Below are 14363 nucleotides of genomic sequence, written 5' to 3'. Positions count from 1 at the left end.
TCAGGAAAAATGGCGCAATATCTCGTTCGGATGATAGGCGATCGCATCGGCGCCGTTGGCGATCAGCTCATCCACGCTGGCATAGCCCCAGGCAACGCCGATCGCCTTGGCGCCGGCAGCCTTTGCCATCTGCATATCGTAAATCGCATCGCCGATGACAATGGTTTCGGTGGCATTCATGCCGGTTTCCTCGCAGCATTCCGTCACCATGGCCGGATGCGGCTTGGAAGGGCAATCGTCGGCGGTGCGCGCAACGGTGAAATATCGGTCGAAGCCGTGCGTCTCCATCACGAGGTTCAGCCCGCGCCTGGATTTGCCGGTCACCGCACCGATCAGCAGATCCTCGCGTCCGCTGATCGCATCGATCATCTCGCGAATGCCGGGAAACAGCGGCTCCCGGTAGTCGAGATCCTGACGGACGACCGAGAACAGCGATTTGTAATGCGCCGTCATGTCTATATCTTGCGGCTCGACATGCGGCCTGCCCTGCATGCGGGCGATCGCGATATCGAGCGACAGGCCGATGATCGCCTTGGTATCCTCAAATCGCGGTTCCGGCTTACCGAACGTCTCGAAGGTGCGGCGCATGGTTTCGTGGATCAGGCCGGCGCTGTCGACCAGCGTGCCGTCGCAATCGAACAGGGCAAGTTTCATTCGCTGTCCCTTTCGGCGCCGGCAAGGTCGAGACCGAGAAGGTTCCAGGTCTGCACCATATGCGATGGCAGCGGCGCGCTGACGCGCAGACGGCCACCGGAGGGATGCGGGATGTCGATGTGGCGCGCGTGCAGATGCAGCTTCTTCTGGACGCCGCCCGGAAAATCCCAATTCGGATCGTCGTCGAAATATTTCGGATCGCCGATGATCGGGTGGCCGATATGCAGGGCATGGACGCGCAACTGGTGGGTACGGCCGGTATAAGGTTCCATCTCCAGCCATGCGAGGTTCTGAGCCGCCGTCTCAACCACGCGGTAGAAGGAAATCGCATGGTCGGCGCCGTCCTCCCCGTGTTTGGCGATGCGCATGCGATCGCCATCGGCTGTCGGTTCCTTGACGAGCCAGGTCGAGATCTTATCCTCGTGCTTGCGCGGCACACCCTTGACCAGCGCCCAATAGGTCTTCTTGGTGTCGCGCTCGCGGAAGGCGGCGGTCAGCTTCTGTGCGGCGCCGCGGGTGCGGGCGATGACGAGGACACCTGATGTATCGCGGTCGAGGCGGTGAACGAGCCGCGGCTTTTCGCCCTTCGGGCTGGTCCAGGCTTCGAGCATCTGATCGATATGACGGGAGACCCCGGAACCGCCCTGCACCGCAATACCCGGCGGCTTGTTGAGCACGATGACCTTGTCGTCCTCATGCAGCACCATCCGCGACAGCAGTTCGAAATCGGACGAATGCTTGAGATCCTTGCCGGCGATCGGCCCGGATTTCAGCTTGGCGTCGACATCCAGCGGCGGCACCCGCACCGTCTGGCCGGGCTGCACGCGCGCATCCGATTTGACCCGTCCGCCGTCGACGCGCACCTGGCCGGAGCGCAACAGCTTCTGCAGCGGGCCGAAGCCGAGCCCGGGAAAATGCACTTTGAACCAGCGATCGAGCCGCATGCCCGCTTCGTCGGCTTCAACCTTGATATGTTCTATGCCAGCCATAAAAAATCTTTCGGAAATTGCAGCGCGGGCCAAGCCGGCGTTCTTGCCGCAGCCTTTAGAGCATTTTCACGCAAAACGGAAACCGGAAAAGAAATCAGACCAAAGCGCGCATGACGGCAAGGCCCGCTATGACGGCCGCCATTGAAAGTCCGACGCTGGCAGCGATGTAAATACCGCCCGCGACGGCCTCGCCGCGCTCGAACAGCGAGATCGCATCCAGCGAGAAGGCCGAGAAGGTGGTGAAACCGCCGAGGAAGCCGGTGATCAGCAACAGGCGCAGTTCCACCGAGGCGTTGAACTTGCGCGCGATCAGTTCGGCGAAAACGCCGATGACGAAACAGCCGACGACGTTGACGGTAAGCGTACCCCAGGGGAAAGCCGGGCCCATCAGCCTCAACGACCACTGGCCGACATAATATCTGAGAAGGGAACCGATAGCGCCGCCGAGAGCGACAAGGAGAGCCTGGATCATGAGCCGGATTTACCGCGTTTTGAGAGCGTTTCCCATCGAGTTCGCATGATTCTTACCAATCGGTAAAATGCTGATGATTTTGTTATGATGGCACCAAGGTCATGCCGGTACGCTGACGCCATGACCCAGCTCCTGTCCGTATCGGCCAACACCGCTGCCATCGCCTTCGAATCGCTGAGAATCCCCCAGCGTGTGGCGACGAGCACCGCGGCGCGCGACGCACGGCGCCTTGCCGACCGGCAATTGAAAGCTGAGAGCCCAGATCAGGCCGAAGAGCCCTCCAGCATCATCCAGTCGACTGAGGTGGCGCTCGATTTGATGGCCAAAGGCAACCGCCAGCCGCAAGCCGGCCTCAAGCAGGCACTGCAATCCTACGAAGAGGTCTAAGGCAACCGCCTCCGAATGAAGCCCGCGGCTGCGATCACAGTCGCGGGCTTTGCTGTTTCGATCGGTTCGCGCTTATTTGCCCTGCGCCGACAGCACTTGCAGCACGAGATCGACCTTGCCGGCCTTTTCGAAGGTCAGCGTCACCGGCACGGTATCGCCCTGCTTGAACGGCGTCTTCACCTTCTGGAACATCAGATGCAGATTGCCGGGCTCGAGCTTGACCGTCTGGCCGGCGGCAACGGTGATGCCGTCCTTCAGCTGGCGCATCCGCATGACATTGTCCTTGGTCACCATCTCATGGAGCTGAACCTCGCCCGCTACCGGCGAGGTCACCGACAGCAGCCGATCGTCGGTCTTGCCGTTGTTCTTCACCGTGAAGAAGCCGCCGCCGACCGGCTGGCCGGGCAGCATCGCCTTGGCGAACCCGCCGGAGACTTCGAGATCGCCGGCCTTGACCGTTTCGCCGGCCGGCGCCGCAGCCGCCATACCGGACATGTCCATGCCGGTTTTACCGGTCATGTCCATGCCGGTTTTACCGGTCATGTCCATGCCGGCCATGTCCCCGTGCTCATGATCATGGCTTTCGCCGGCAACAACCTTCAACAGCGGCGCCGGGCTTTTCATCCCATGCGCATCACCGCCCTCCTTCGCCACCTGATCCCAGGCCTGAACTGTATCGCCGCACATCTGCGTCACCGGAAAGGCGAGCGAGGTCCCGGCCTCAATGCCCGATACCTTCCCCTGGATGACGAAAGTATCGTAGAAATCGTCGGAGAGATTGCCGTTCTTCCAGCGGATCTCGACTGCGCCTGCCTTCACCTTGTCGCCGTGATTGTCATAGGTCTTCTGGTAATCGCCCTTGACCACCTCGAGTTCCCAGCCAGCCTTCGGCTGCGGCTTGGCGAAGACGAAACCTTCCGGTAGCTTGACTCGCACTTCGGTGGTCGCCTTGCCGTCGCAGCCATGCGGCAGCTGCAGCGTGGCGAGAATGGTGCTCTCCTGCGTGGCCTCCTTGTCGAGGAAGGTCACATGCGCCTCGGCGCCGCCAATGGCGGTCGCGGAAAAAAGGGCGGCAAGCGCGAATGTCTGCATGGTTTTCATCGGATATCTCCTCGCCGGCCGCGGACTTCTGTTGGGCGGACCGGCATGCTGCGTCATAGGTTGCGGAGCAGATCAGCCGAGGATGGGAGGCGCGCGGGAATTCGGCCGGACGACGGCACTTGCGCCAGCAACTGCTGAGGTTTCGACCGGCGGATTAAGGAACGAGCCGAGCTTGCGTTCGAGCCAGGAGCCGGCATCCGGCGCCGTCAGAATGACGGAAGCCGACAATCGGCAGGCTTCGCAATTCGGCTTGAAGGCGACGGTCTTGCCGTCGGCGTCCTTCACCGTGACGCAGAGCGAGGCGAAGGCGCCGTCCGGCAGCATATAGGCTGCGGCATGGTAGCCTTGGGAAACAACGGTCTGCGGCGCCTGATGGGCAAGGCCGAGCAAAGCCAAGCTCAAGGCGCAAAGCATGCGCAGAAAGAGCGTCGCTTTCAATTCGGTCCGCCGCATGAGATCCCCTTCAACAGCAAGCCGCGATAGCCGGTTTCGCCCCCGAATGCAAAAGCAGATTTGCGGCAGTTTAAGGCATGATTGGAATAAGACGACAAAAATTTGCTCGGTGACGACATTTGGCGCTTGCCAATCGCCCCAGCCAACGGATAATTGCGCCAACCTTGTTGGGAGAATCCGGTGCTTTCGCCACCGGTGCCGAAGGAGCAACCGCCCCGGAAACTCTCAGGCAAAAGGACCAGCAAGGGGCAGACGGAACTCTGGAGAGAAGCGTTTTTAAAGCGCTCGCCGAAGGGATAACAATCTCAGGCAAAGGGACAGAGGGGGCTCAGGAGAGAAGCGCGCAGCCGCGCCTTCAGATTTGAGCCCGCGCCTTCACGAGAAGGCGCAAACCCCGGAGGCGTCTTTTGGACGATACTGCTGCCCTGAAGAAAACCCCGCTGCATGGCCTGCATCTTTCGCTCGGCGCCCGCATGGTGCCGTTCGCAGGTTACGACATGCCGGTGCAATATCCGGCCGGCGTGATGAAGGAACATCTTCATACCCGCACCGAGGCCGGCATCTTCGATGTCTCGCATATGGGCCAGGTCATCGTGAAGGCGAAATCGGGCAGCTACGAGGATGCCGCGCTGGCGCTCGAAAGCCTGGTGCCGGTCGACATTCTCGGCCTTGCCGAAGGCCGCCAGCGCTACGGCTTCTTCACCGACGACAGCGGCTGCATTCTCGACGACCTGATGATCACTCATCTCGACGACCACCTTTTCATCGTCGTCAACGCCTCCTGCAAGGAGGCCGATCTTGCTCATCTGCAAGCCCATATCGGCGACCAGTGCGACATCACCCTTCTCGATCGCGCCCTGATCGCGCTGCAGGGTCCGCGTGCCGTTGAGGTGCTCGCCGAGCTCTGGGCCGACGTCGCGGCGATGAAATTCATGGATGTGCGCCACTGCCGCCTGCACGATGTTTCCTGCCTGGTCTCGCGCTCAGGCTATAGCGGCGAGGACGGCTTCGAAATCTCGATCCCGGCGGACAAGGCCGTCGATGTCACCATGCGGTTGCTCGAGCATCCCGATGTCCAGGCGATCGGCCTCGGCGCACGCGACTCGCTGCGCCTCGAAGCCGGCCTTTGCCTCTACGGCAACGATATCGACACGACCACCTCGCCGGTCGAAGCGGCGCTGGAATGGGCGATGCAGAAGGCGCGGCGCTCGGGTGGCGCACGCGCCGGTGGCTTCCCGGGCTCCGGCCGCATCCTTTCCGAACTCGAAAACGGCGCTGCCCGCCGCCGCGTCGGCCTGAAGCCGGAAGGCAAGGCGCCGGTGCGTGGCCATGCCAAGCTCTATGCCGATGCCGAGGGCAAAGCCGAAATCGGCGAAGTCACTTCGGGCGGCTTCGGGCCCAGCGTCGAGGGCCCCGTCGCCATGGGCTATGTGCCGGTCTCCCATGCTGCGGCCGGCACGCTCGTCTACGCCGAGGTGCGCGGCAAATACCTGCCGATCATCGTCAGCGCCCTGCCCTTCGTTACACCGACCTACAAACGCTAAACATTTCCAGAGAGGACGAACAATGCTGAAATTCACCGAAGAACATGAATGGCTGCAGATCGAAGGCGGCGTTGCGACGGTCGGCATCACCACCTATGCTGTCGAGCAACTCGGCGACCTGGTTTTCGTCGAACTGCCGGAAGTCGGCGCGACCTTCTCCAAGAACGGCAATGCCGCGACCGTTGAATCCGTCAAGGCTGCCTCCGATGTCTATTGTCCGCTCGACGGCGAGATCACCGAGGTCAATCCGGCCATCGTCGCCGATCCCTCGCTGGTCAATTCCGATCCTCAAGGGTCGGGCTGGTTCTTCAAGCTGAAGCTTGCCAATCCCGCGGACGCCGACGGCCTGCTCGACGAGGCGGCTTATAAGGAGCTCACCGCGTAATGACGACGCCGACCGAATTCCAGTTCACCGACTATCAGCCCTACGATTTTGCCAATCGCCGTCACATCGGCCCCTCGCCGGCCGAGATGACCGACATGCTGAAGGCCATCGGCTATAACAGTCTCGACGGGCTGATCGACGCGACACTGCCGCCTTCGATCCGCCAGAAGGCACCGCTCGTCTGGGGCGCGCCGATGACCGAGCGCGAGGCGCTCGACAAGCTGCGCGAGACCGCCAACAAGAACAAGGTGCTGGTGTCGCTGATCGGCCAGGGTTACTACGGCACGATCACCCCGCCGGTCATTCAGCGCAACATCCTGGAGAATCCGGCCTGGTACACTGCCTATACGCCCTACCAGCCGGAAATCAGCCAGGGCCGCCTGGAAGCCCTGCTGAACTACCAGACTATGATCTCGGACCTCACCGGCCTCGACGTCGCCAATGCCTCGCTGCTCGACGAAGCGACCGCCGCCGCCGAAGGCATGGCGATGGCTGAGCGCGTCTCCAAATCGAAGGCGAAAGCCTTCTTCGTCGATGCCGACTGCCACCCGCAGACTATCGCCCTCATCCGCACCCGCGCCGAGCCGCTTGGCTGGAGCGTCATCGTTGGCAATCCCTTCACCGATCTCGATCCCGTCGACGTCTTCGGTGCGATCTTCCAATATCCCGGCACGCACGGTCACGTGCGTGATTTCACCGGCCTGATCGCCCGCCTGCACCAGGCCGGCGCCATATCAGTCGTCGCCGCCGATATCCTGGCGCTGACGCTGCTGAAATCACCAGGCGAAATGGGCGCCGATATCGCCGTCGGTTCATCGCAGCGCTTCGGCGTTCCGGTCGGCTACGGCGGCCCGCATGCGGCCTATATGGCTGTGAAAGACGCCATCAAGCGCTCCATGCCCGGCCGCCTGGTCGGCGTCTCCGTCGATGCTCGCGGCAACCGCGCCTATCGCCTGTCGCTGCAAACCCGCGAGCAGCATATCCGCCGCGAGAAGGCGACCTCGAACATCTGCACCGCCCAGGTGCTGCTCGCCGTCATGGCCTCGATGTATGCGGTCTTCCACGGTCCGGATGGCATCAAGGCGATCGCCCAGCAGGTGCACCAGAAAGCCGTGCTGATGGCCAAGGGCCTGGAAAAGCTCGGCTACAAGGTCGAGCCGGAAAGTTTCTTCGACACGATCACCGTCGATGTCGGCCATATGCAGGGTCTCATCCTGCGCGCCGCCGTCGCCGAAGGCGTCAATCTGCGCAAGGTCGGCGAAACCGGGATCGGCATGAGCCTCGACGAACGCACCCGACCTGCAACGCTCGAGGCAGTCTGGCGCGCCTTCGGCGGCAATTTCACCATTGCCGATTTCGAACCGTCCTACCGGCTGCCGAAGGACATGCTGCGCACCAGCGATTACCTCAGCCATCCGATCTTCCACATGAACCGCGCCGAAAGCGAGATGACGCGGTACATCCGCCGGCTCTCCGACCGCGATCTGGCGCTCGACCGCTCGATGATCCCGCTCGGCTCCTGCACGATGAAGCTGAATGCGACGGCGGAAATGCTGCCGATCACCTGGCCTGAATTTTCCGACATCCACCCCTTCGTGCCTGCAGATCAGGCGCTCGGCTATCGCGAAATGATCGACGACCTGATCGAAAAGCTCTGCGCCGTCACCGGCTACGATGCTTTCTCGATGCAGCCGAATTCCGGCGCTCAGGGCGAATATGCCGGCCTGCTGACGATCCGCAACTACCATATCGCCAACGGCGAGGGTCATCGCGACGTCTGCCTGATCCCGACCTCGGCGCATGGAACTAACCCGGCCTCGGCCCAGATGGTCGGCATGAAGGTCGTCGTCGTCAAGGTGCGAGAAAACGGCGACATCGATCTCGACGATTTCCGCGCCAAGACTGCGGAACATGCGGCAAATCTCTCCTGCTGCATGATCACCTACCCCTCGACACATGGCGTCTTCGAGGAAACGGTCAAGGAGATTTGCGAACTGGTGCATGCCAATGGCGGCCAGGTCTATCTCGATGGCGCCAACATGAACGCCATGGTCGGCCTGTCCCGCCCTGGTGACATCGGCTCCGACGTTTCTCACCTGAACCTGCACAAAACCTTCTGCATCCCGCATGGCGGCGGCGGTCCCGGCATGGGCCCGATCGGCGTCAAGGCGCATCTGGCGCCCCACCTGCCCGGCCATCCCGAAACCGACGGACGCCCCGGCGCGGTCTCGGCCGCCGCCTTCGGCTCGGCCTCAATCCTGCCGATCTCCTGGAGCTACTGCCTGATGATGGGCGGCGAAGGCCTGACCCAGGCAACCAAGGTGGCGATCCTCAACGCCAACTACATCGCTACCCGGCTAAAGGGCGCCTATGACGTGCTCTACAAGTCAAAGACCGGCCGGGTCGCCCATGAATGCATCATCGACACCCGCCCGCTGGTCGACAGCGCCGGCGTCACCGTCGACGACGTCGCCAAGCGGCTGATCGACTGTGGCTTCCACGCGCCGACGATGAGCTGGCCGGTGGCTGGCACACTGATGATCGAGCCGACGGAAAGCGAGACCAAGGCCGAGCTCGACCGCTTCTGCGAGGCGATGCTGGCGATCCGCGAGGAAGCCCGCGCCATCGAAGACGGCCGCATGGACAGGACCGACAATCCGCTGAAGAACGCCCCGCACACGGTGGAAGACCTCGTCGGCGAATGGAACCGGCCCTACAGCCGGGAGCAGGCCTGCTTCCCACCCGGCGCCTTCCGCGTCGACAAATACTGGTCCCCGGTCAACCGCGTCGACAATGTCTACGGCGACCGCAACCTCATCTGCACCTGCCCGCCGGTGGAGAGTTATGCGGAGGCTGCGGAGTAGAATGCATTCGGCGAGCCCCTTCCACGAATTGGGAGGGGCTCAGCTCGTGACGAGGCACAAGGGTCAAATTTAACCTTTCTTAGCAAGTCTCTGTTAGCAATTGAAAATGGGCGGTTTCTTTCAGCCGTCGACCTTTTGTTTTGCGTGCAGGTTCTCATGCGTCCATCGGCTGTGCCAGCAATCCTCCTCGCCGCCCTGATCCTGTCGGGATGCGCCGCCAGTTCCGGCGCAGAAGATGTGCTCACCCCAGTGCCGTCCGCCGAAACGACCAATGCCATCACCAAGCCGAGTGGCCCAATCCCGGCTGCTGCCGTGGGTGAAGCTGCTCCGCAGGCCAGCGCGCCGCAAGAGGCGTTGAGCTGGACAGGGCAGGTTCCGGAGCCGCAGGCGCTCGTGCCCGCAGACAGGCCGGTCGGCATGCCGATGCCGACGGAACGGCCGGTGGCGATGCTGATGCCTGCCAACCCGGAAGCCGATCCCGATAACAGCACCAAATCGCCGACGCGCTCGCGAATTTACGGCCACCGCTTCCGAGATGCCAAGCCGATCAATTTCGGCAGAACTTCGCCGAGAAAGCTTGCCGTGCACGGCGTCGACGTGTCGCGCTGGCAAGGTGAGATCGACTGGGAGACGCTGCGGTCGCAGGGCGCCAACTTCGTCTACATCAAGGCGACCGACGGCGGTGATCACCTCGATCCGATGTTCAAGAAGAACTGGCGCCGCGCCAAGGAAGCCGGTCTGAAACACGGCGCCTATCACTTCTTCTACTGGTGCCGGACAGCCGGCGAACAGGCCGACTGGTTCATCCGCAATGTGCCGAGGGAAGCAAACGCCCTTCCGCCCGTGATCGACGTCGAATGGAACGGCGAATCGAGCTGCAAGCGGCGCATTTCCCCCGCCCGCGTCCGCGAAAAGATGCAGGTTTTCATGGACAAGCTGGAGCGCTATTACGGCCAGCGCCCGATCATCTACACGGCGCCGGATTTCTACCGCGACAATCTGAAGGGCCAGATGCTCGACTATCCCTTCTGGCTGCGCTCGGTCGCCGCTCATCCGTCCAAGGTCTATCCCGGCCGCAAATGGCTCTTCTGGCAATATTCCGGTTCCGGCCTCTCCGACGGCGTCGACGGCAAGATCGACCTCAACGTCTTCAACGGCAACGAAAGCGATTGGCACGACTGGGTAGCGGCGCGGTGACAGAGAGGTTTGGCTCGCACGATGTCGACCGAAAACCGCAAAATGCACTAGCGTTTGCCGATCGATGGGCTGAACACCATAAGGCTTAGGATCTCGAAAAGTACCTGTGCCGCAGCATGCGCGGTGTTGGTCGTTGCGTCATATTGCGGGGCAACCTCGACGACGTCGCCGCCCACCAGATTTATCCCTTTCAGCCCGCGTATCAGCTCGAGGACTTCACGTGTGGTCAATCCTCCGACCTCGGGTGTGCCTGTACCGGGTGCAAAACTCGGATCGAGGCTGTCTATGTCGAAGGAAAGATAGGTCGGGCCGTCGCCGACGATGGATTTTGCTTTGGCGACCACCGCAGCAATCCCCATACCGCTAATGTCTTCGGCATGGATCACGGTCATTCCCGACGCATAGGAGAATTCCCACAAATATTCCGCCGAACCACGGATGCCAATCTGGATTGTCCTCGTCGGATCGAGTGCGCCGTCCAACACAGCATTGCGGAACGGCCCGCCGTGATGAAACTTGGTTTGATCGAATGCGCCGCTTGTATCGCAATGGGCATCGATATGGATGAGCCCGACCGGCTGTTGCCGGCCGATGGCCTTCAAGATCGGATGGCTGATGGAGTGATCACCACCAACCGAAAGCGGCGCAACGCCGGCGTCGACGATCTGACCCACACGCTTTTCAATGTCGTCGTGGCTGAGTTCGAGCCGGTAGCGGCTTTGGAACGGCACGTCGCCTATGTCGGCCACCCGAAGATCAAAAACCGGCGCCGTGGCGAGAACGTGATTGTAGGGACCGATCCTTTCTATGGCGCGAAGCGCTCTCGGTCCGAAACGGGAGCCTGGGCGGTTGGTGACGCCGAGATCCATGGGTATCCCGGTGATCGCAACCTGCAGATTGCCGAAGTCCGGCTCATCGGCTGCGACCTGCATATAGGGTGCGCTGAGAAATGTTGGTACACCGGCGTATGGCGCCAGTCTCGTGCCGTTCTTGGAGATGATCTTCTCCGCCACTTTCCGAAACTTCTCATCGAATATCCCACCGCCATTGGCGTCCGCGAATTCTGCGCGCAACTGTTCGAGTCGCGTTTTGTCCCACACCATGCGCCTACGTCTCCGCTTCGGTTCCGTCTCAGCCGACAAAGGGGTTGAGAAGGCAATTGGTATCGTTGTAGCAATCGGTATCAAAGAGATATCGAAATGATCGCTGCAAAACCCAATTTACTTGTTTCCCGCCTCTCTGCCCCGCCCATTCCTTCCGTCATCGCCTGGAGCCGCGAATATAGAGGGAGCAAGGGGCCGCTCATCGATCTATCGCAAGCCGTGCCCGGCTATCCCGCCTCTCCGGAGATGCTTCGCCTGCTTGGCGAGGCGGCCGGACAACAGACGATGACCGGCTACGGTCCGATCGAAGGCGAGCCTTTGTTGCGCAAGGCCTATGCGGAACATATCGCCGCGCTTTACGGCGCCGACCTTTCCGCAGGCAATATCCACATCACCGCCGGCTGCAATCAGGCGTTCATGTGCGCGGCGATCGCCCTTGCTGGCGCTGGTGATACGGTGGCTCTCACCAATCCCTTCTATTTCAACCACGACACGACGCTGTCGATGCTGGGGATAGGACGTCGATTGGTTGAGTGCGATCCGGCCAGCGGTTTTCTGCCTGATCCGAGTTCGGCCGAGGCAGCACTTGCGGCCGGCGCCAAGGTGCTGGCAGTCGTCACACCTAACAATCCCACCGGCGCGGTGTATCCGCTGAGCCTGCTGCACGAGCTTTTTGTTCTTTGCCGGAAGTATGGTGCCTGGCTGATCCTTGATGAAACCTATCGCGATTTCCTTGACGAGGATTACGGCCGGCCGCACTCACTCCTGTCCGAGCCGGGTTGGGAGGACACGGTCGTTCTTCTTTACAGTTTTTCGAAATCCTTCTGTATCCCCGGCCACAGGCTGGGTGCCATCACGGCAGGACCCAAACTCGTCGCCGAGATCGCCAAAGTGATGGACAATATGCAGATTTGCGCCCCGCGTTCGGCTCAGATCGCGGTTGCATCGGCCATCCCGGCGCTTGCCGATTGGCGGGCCGGCAACCGGCTGGAAATCGAGCGCCGGGCGGATGCGCTAAAACAGGTCTTTTCCAACCTGGGTGATTGGCAGATAGGCGCGATCGGCGCCTATTTCGCCTTCGTCCGGCACCCCTTCCCCGACCGATCGTCTTCCGAGGTCGCCGAAAGACTCGCCAGGGAAACGGGCATCGTCTGTTTGCCCGGGGCCTATTTCGGCGAGGGACAAGAGCATTACCTCAGACTTGCCTTTGCCAATGCGGATGTCGCCTCGATAGGACTATTGTCGGAGCGGCTCCGCTAAAACGTGGTGATCGACCTCCACAGGAAGTTCACGATAGCCACCGCCCCAATAGATGAGCGGGCCTATACCCTGTCGGACTTGGATGGCGCAGATATGTCCGATCAAAATGGCATGAGAATGATGGTGGAATGCCGTTTCGAGCTTGCAGTCCAGCACGGTAAGGGCGTTTTCGAGAACGGCCGCGCCGGTCCTGAGGCGATACCATTCTGCATTGCCGAAGCGTTCGATGCCCTTGCGTCCGTCGAAACCTGCAAAGGATTGCGCCACCTGCTGCTGGTCGGCAGCGAGCACATTCACACAGAAACAGCCGTACCGACGCAACACCGGCCATGAGGAAGATGCGCGGTTGACACTGACGATGACGGAGGGCACCTCCGCCGAAAATGAAGAGACCGAGGTTGCGGTGAAGCCGGTGCGGTCTTGTCCGTCGCCGACCGTGATCACGCTGACCGCACCGGCCAGATGACGCATCGAAAGCTTGAAGTCTGCTTCGCTGATCAAAGCCTCGGCACTCATCGGGCCGGCGTCTGCGTTTTGGTAAAACGGTTTGCCGGCACTGAGAGACCGAGGTTTTCGCGCAGGGTCCTGCCCTCGTATTCCTCGCGGAACAGGCCGCGGCGGCGAAGCTCGGGCAGGACAAGCCTCACGAAATCGTCGAGGCTGGAGGGCAAGGTCGGAAACATCAGGATAAAGCCATCGGCAGCGCGCGTCTGGAACCATTCCTCCATGAAGTCGGCGATCTGGGCCGGCGTGCCTGTGATGCCATTTCCGGTATGCTTCTCGGCATAGTGTCGGATGAGTTCGCCAACGGTATGGCCGCGTGTGACGAAATCGACCAGTTCGTCGAACAGGGCGCGTGAACCCTTCGGCGCCGCCGGCAGCCGATCCATCGGGAAAGGCTCATCGAGAGCGACGTCGCGCAGATCGGCTTCCAGGAATTCCGACAGCATCAACCGGCCGACATCGGGATGCATCTTGTCGATCAGATAATCGACCTTCGCCTTTGCCTCGGCTTCCGTTTCACCAACGTTGAGGACGATGCCAGGCATGATCTTCAGGTCGTCGGCATCGCGGCCATAAGCCGGCATCCGACTCTTGACGTTTTCATAGAAGGCCCGGTTCCGCTCGATATTCGACGCCAGGCTGAAGACGATCTCGGCCGTGCGCGCCGCCATATCCATTCCGGGTTCCGAACCACCCGCTTGGGCGATGACGGGGCGGCCCTGGGGCGTTCGCGCAATGTTGAGAGGTCCGCGGACCTTGAAATGCCTGCCTTTGTGATTGAGCGTGTGGTGCTTGGTCTTGTCATAATACACACCGTTTTCACGGTCGAGAAGCAGAGCACCTTCCTCGAAGCTGTCCCAAAGGCCGAAGACGACATCGACGAATTCGTTGCCGCGCTCATAGCGTAGCGCATGCGGATCAAGTCCCTCGCGATTGAAGTTGTAGCCGGTTTCATCATGGTCGGAGGTGACGACGTTCCAGCAGACGCGCCCTTTGCTCAAATGGTCGATGGAGGCGAACAGGCGGGCGACATTGTATGGCTCGTAATAACTTGTCGACACCGTCGCAACGAGACCGAGATCGTTGGTCGTGACCGCCAGTGCTGACAGCAGCGAGAGGGGTTCGAAGCGATTCATCTTGGTCGGAATGCGGGCAAGTGCATTCGGATCACCGACGGCGGCAGCCGGAGAATCCGCCATGAACATGAAATCGAACTTGGCCGCTTCGGATCGTTTGGCGACATCGAGCAGATGGGCGAAGTCATTGGCGCCGCCGACATCGCTGGCCGGATGCAGCCACGAGGCCGGATGAAAGCCGAAAGTGTAGACGAAGGTCCCGAGTTTCATCTTGTCAGTTCGTGCCATCGAGCTCTCCCCTTATGCATGCTGCCGATTGAAGGTGGCTGCGCAAATTATCACCAGGCGCAAATTTTCATCAACATCGCGGCGCT

The 14363-nt window shown here is 61.3% G+C and carries 14 protein-coding genes and 1 riboswitch; of the genes, 6 read left to right on the top strand and 8 right to left on the bottom strand.

From position 1 onward, the window contains the following. From FFM81_RS10175 to crcB, 3 genes are all read right to left on the bottom strand, one after another. Nucleotides 1-654, bottom strand: coding sequence for an HAD-IA family hydrolase (locus tag FFM81_RS10175; RefSeq protein ID WP_003568852.1), 654 nt, complete (start codon nt 652-654; stop codon nt 1-3). After that, nucleotides 651-1643 carry an RluA family pseudouridine synthase gene (locus FFM81_RS10170; RefSeq protein ID WP_003568854.1) on the bottom strand — a complete coding sequence of 331 codons (993 nt, stop codon included), beginning with the start codon at nt 1641-1643 and terminating at the stop codon, nt 651-653. The genes FFM81_RS10175 and FFM81_RS10170 overlap by 4 nt, the downstream gene beginning before the upstream one ends. A gap of 94 nt (nt 1644-1737) precedes the next feature. Continuing rightward, on the bottom strand, nt 1738-2115 hold the full coding sequence (gene crcB, locus FFM81_RS10165; RefSeq protein WP_003568856.1) for a fluoride efflux transporter CrcB: 378 nt from the start codon (nt 2113-2115) through the stop codon (nt 1738-1740). A gap of 120 nt (nt 2116-2235) precedes the next feature. Here crcB and FFM81_RS10160 point away from each other — a divergent pair, with 120 nt between their 5' ends. Beyond that, a complete protein-coding gene (locus FFM81_RS10160; RefSeq protein ID WP_003568857.1) occupies nt 2236-2502 on the top strand; it encodes a hypothetical protein in 267 nt (88 codons plus the stop codon). 72 nt (nt 2503-2574) lie between these two features. Here FFM81_RS10160 and FFM81_RS10155 read toward each other — a convergent pair whose 3' ends face one another. Then, complete coding sequence (locus tag FFM81_RS10155; protein ID WP_097532657.1) at nt 2575-3603, bottom strand: DUF1775 domain-containing protein; 1029 nt, start codon at nt 3601-3603, stop codon at nt 2575-2577. A 72-nt stretch (nt 3604-3675) separates the two neighbouring features. Next, nucleotides 3676-4056: a hypothetical protein gene (locus FFM81_RS10150; protein WP_138384253.1), complete on the bottom strand. Its 381-nt coding sequence runs from the start codon at nt 4054-4056 to the stop codon at nt 3676-3678. Nucleotides 4057-4214: 158 nt separating this feature from the next. After that, nucleotides 4215-4307, top strand: a riboswitch (glycine riboswitch). Nucleotides 4308-4463: 156 nt separating this feature from the next. On the opposite strand from FFM81_RS10150, the gene gcvT reads away from it, so the two are divergent. From gcvT to FFM81_RS10130, 4 genes are all read left to right on the top strand, one after another. Then, on the top strand, nt 4464-5600 hold the full coding sequence (gcvT, locus tag FFM81_RS10145) for a glycine cleavage system aminomethyltransferase GcvT (RefSeq protein ID WP_128399928.1): 1137 nt from the start codon (nt 4464-4466) through the stop codon (nt 5598-5600). 22 nt (nt 5601-5622) lie between these two features. After that, the gene (gene gcvH / locus FFM81_RS10140) at nt 5623-5985 is read left to right on the top strand and encodes a glycine cleavage system protein GcvH (RefSeq protein WP_003579465.1); all 363 of its coding nucleotides are present in this window, start codon (nt 5623-5625) and stop codon (nt 5983-5985) included. Beyond that, nucleotides 5985-8849, top strand: a complete 2865-nt coding sequence (gcvP, locus tag FFM81_RS10135) for an aminomethyl-transferring glycine dehydrogenase (protein WP_138384252.1) — start codon at nt 5985-5987, stop codon at nt 8847-8849. The genes gcvH and gcvP overlap by 1 nt, the downstream gene beginning before the upstream one ends. A 156-nt stretch (nt 8850-9005) precedes the next feature. After that, nucleotides 9006-10046 carry a glycoside hydrolase family 25 protein gene (locus FFM81_RS10130; protein WP_138384251.1) on the top strand — a complete coding sequence of 347 codons (1041 nt, stop codon included), beginning with the start codon at nt 9006-9008 and terminating at the stop codon, nt 10044-10046. Nucleotides 10047-10093: 47 nt separating this feature from the next. Here FFM81_RS10130 and speB read toward each other — a convergent pair whose 3' ends face one another. Then, nucleotides 10094-11149 carry an agmatinase gene (gene speB / locus FFM81_RS10125; protein ID WP_003568868.1) on the bottom strand — a complete coding sequence of 352 codons (1056 nt, stop codon included), beginning with the start codon at nt 11147-11149 and terminating at the stop codon, nt 10094-10096. Nucleotides 11150-11245: 96 nt separating this feature from the next. Between speB and FFM81_RS10120 the strand changes: the two genes are divergently transcribed. Next, the gene (locus tag FFM81_RS10120) at nt 11246-12409 is read left to right on the top strand and encodes an aminotransferase (protein WP_138384250.1); all 1164 of its coding nucleotides are present in this window, start codon (nt 11246-11248) and stop codon (nt 12407-12409) included. Here FFM81_RS10120 and FFM81_RS10115 read toward each other — a convergent pair. After that, entirely contained in the window at nt 12386-12925 is a 540-nt protein-coding gene (locus tag FFM81_RS10115) for a flavin reductase family protein (RefSeq protein ID WP_138384249.1), read from the bottom strand. The two genes, FFM81_RS10120 and FFM81_RS10115, sit on opposite strands and share 24 nt — an antisense overlap. Next, a complete protein-coding gene (locus FFM81_RS10110) occupies nt 12922-14277 on the bottom strand; it encodes an LLM class flavin-dependent oxidoreductase (RefSeq protein ID WP_138384248.1) in 1356 nt (451 codons plus the stop codon). The genes FFM81_RS10115 and FFM81_RS10110 overlap by 4 nt, the downstream gene beginning before the upstream one ends. Nucleotides 14278-14363 lie beyond the last annotated feature (86 nt).

The sequence above is a fragment of the Rhizobium hidalgonense genome (genome assembly GCF_005862185.2).
GTDB classification, from domain to species: domain Bacteria; phylum Pseudomonadota; class Alphaproteobacteria; order Rhizobiales; family Rhizobiaceae; genus Rhizobium; species Rhizobium hidalgonense.
This window is presented reverse-complemented; position numbering and strand designations above follow the sequence as displayed.

Coding starts and splice junctions, on each gene's coding strand:
- FFM81_RS10175 (WP_003568852.1), bottom strand. CDS start 654: ATGAAACTTGCCCTGTTCGATTGCGACGGCACGCTGGTCGACAGCGCC.
- FFM81_RS10170 (WP_003568854.1), bottom strand. CDS start 1,643: ATGGCTGGCATAGAACATATCAAGGTTGAAGCCGACGAAGCGGGCATG.
- crcB (WP_003568856.1), bottom strand. CDS start 2,115: ATGATCCAGGCTCTCCTTGTCGCTCTCGGCGGCGCTATCGGTTCCCTT.
- FFM81_RS10160 (WP_003568857.1), top strand. CDS start 2,236: ATGACCCAGCTCCTGTCCGTATCGGCCAACACCGCTGCCATCGCCTTC.
- FFM81_RS10155 (WP_097532657.1), bottom strand. CDS start 3,603: ATGAAAACCATGCAGACATTCGCGCTTGCCGCCCTTTTTTCCGCGACC.
- FFM81_RS10150 (WP_138384253.1), bottom strand. CDS start 4,056: ATGCGGCGGACCGAATTGAAAGCGACGCTCTTTCTGCGCATGCTTTGC.
- gcvH (WP_003579465.1), top strand. CDS start 5,623: ATGCTGAAATTCACCGAAGAACATGAATGGCTGCAGATCGAAGGCGGC.
- gcvP (WP_138384252.1), top strand. CDS start 5,985: ATGACGACGCCGACCGAATTCCAGTTCACCGACTATCAGCCCTACGAT.
- FFM81_RS10130 (WP_138384251.1), top strand. CDS start 9,006: ATGCGTCCATCGGCTGTGCCAGCAATCCTCCTCGCCGCCCTGATCCTG.
- speB (WP_003568868.1), bottom strand. CDS start 11,149: ATGGTGTGGGACAAAACGCGACTCGAACAGTTGCGCGCAGAATTCGCG.
- FFM81_RS10120 (WP_138384250.1), top strand. CDS start 11,246: ATGATCGCTGCAAAACCCAATTTACTTGTTTCCCGCCTCTCTGCCCCG.
- FFM81_RS10115 (WP_138384249.1), bottom strand. CDS start 12,925: ATGAGTGCCGAGGCTTTGATCAGCGAAGCAGACTTCAAGCTTTCGATG.
- FFM81_RS10110 (WP_138384248.1), bottom strand. CDS start 14,277: ATGGCACGAACTGACAAGATGAAACTCGGGACCTTCGTCTACACTTTC.